Source organism: uncultured Lactobacillus sp., assembly GCF_902491705.1.
Classification (GTDB): Bacteria; Bacillota; Bacilli; order Lactobacillales; family Lactobacillaceae; genus Lactobacillus.
On the sequence record NZ_CABUIW010000111.1, the window covers coordinates 1 to 1,639 of the forward strand.

A 1,639-nucleotide genomic window follows, 5' to 3' on the forward strand; every position below is an offset into this window, starting at 1 on the left:
TTGTTCTTTATTAAATTTAGTCATAATAAAAGACCCAAAAGTGTCTAACTTTTGGGTCTCACTTCATGAATTATTTTGGTAAAATATTTTTTTAGAAAGTGATTATTCTATTTTTTGGGGAGTTGTTAATGCAATGCATTAACAGAAAAGTTGAGTTAAGAATATAAATTTAGAAGATATTAGATGTCAAAAAAAGAGATGACGCAGGGGGTCATCTCTTTTTTTATTTTAGAAGAATAATTTACTCATGATAATCATGAATATTAATAAGCAAGTTGAACTGATTGCTGCTGCTCCAAATACTGAGCCACCGCGCTTAAAGATAACTTTAAAGTTTACAGATACACCTAATGCTGCCATTGCCATACCCAAGAAGATGTAAGCAGATTGTACAAACATATCTAATAATTGAGGTGAAAGTGGTAAGTAAGTTCCTAAGATACTTGTTAAAATGAAGCCACCTAAGAACCATGGGATTGGTAACTTGCCAGGCTTTTTAGCGGTACCTGCTGCACTTTCCTTTGTTAAACGCTTTTGGTACCAGTAACCTACAATTAATGCAACTGGAGCTAAGAGTAAAACACGTGATAGCTTCATGATTAAAGCACTGTCTAGACTTAATTCACCGAATGCTCCACCAGCTGCAACAGCGTGTGCAATTTCGTGTAATGTACCACCAGCTACAATACCGAATTGAGAATCAGTAAGACCAAGAATTGGCTTTAAGATGATTTCTAATAATGTGAAAACAGTACCCATTACACAAACAACTGCAACTGCTAATACTTCGTTTTCACGCTTTCTTTCTTCATCTTCTGATTCAATTTGAGGTGAAACACCCATTACAGCTGCGGCACCACAGATACCACATCCACAAGCAGATAAAATAGCTAATTCGTCTTCAGCACCAAACTTGCGACTTAACCAGTAAGTTAAAACGATAGTTCCTGATACTGCTAAAGCTGCAACTAAGACTGTTTTAACTCCGGCTGAAGCAAGTTTTTCAAGGTTAAGACGGAAACCTAATAAGATGATTCCTAGTCTTAAAAACTTGTTGGAAATAAAGCCCATGCCGTCTTTAGACAAGATTCTTACTCCGCTTGGCGTTAATTGCATCCCTATTCCTAGTAGCAATGCAATCACTAAAGCACCAATTAAATTAACATAAGGTAACTTAGCTAAGAAAACGCCAGCTACAGAACAAAATAATGTCATGGTAGCAGCTAACCAAAAAGATGTAGTTTTAACAATACGCAAATAAATCTACCTCCAAGAATTGTATTTTTACGACCCGAACTTTGTCGTTTGCATTGCTCATTATATCACAATATCAACTACATAATGACATTATGTCACTCTTTAATAAAAACTTTAGAATTACAAAGCAATCCATGTCTAACAAGTGCGATTTATATTATCAAGTTAGGGAACTAATCGATTCTACTAAAAAATTAAACATACACTTGTCCTATGACGAAATATCAAACATCAAATTATGAGTAAACAAAATCACCCAAATATAGTGAAATGTTGAACTATAAAATTAAAGAAAAAAGCTAGATGATTTTCTATCTGAAGTGAGACCCAAAAGTTAGACACTTTTGGGTCTTTTATTATGACTAAATTTAATAAAGAACAA

1 protein-coding gene is annotated in these 1,639 nt (G+C 34.1%); it reads right to left on the bottom strand.

The genetic code is table 11. The features are described 5' to 3' along the window. Positions 1-228: 228 nt before the first annotated feature. Positions 229-1,215, bottom strand: a complete 987-nt coding sequence (locus tag RDN22_RS11345; RefSeq protein ID WP_308558161.1) for a putative sulfate exporter family transporter — start codon at positions 1,213-1,215, stop codon at positions 229-231. Positions 1,216-1,639: the final 424 nt, after the last annotated feature.

Bases quoted from the DNA above. Each gene is read 5' to 3' on its own strand.
- RDN22_RS11345 (WP_308558161.1), bottom strand. From the start codon at position 1,215: ATGACATTATTTTGTTCTGTAGCTGGCGTTTTCTTAGCTAAGTTACCT.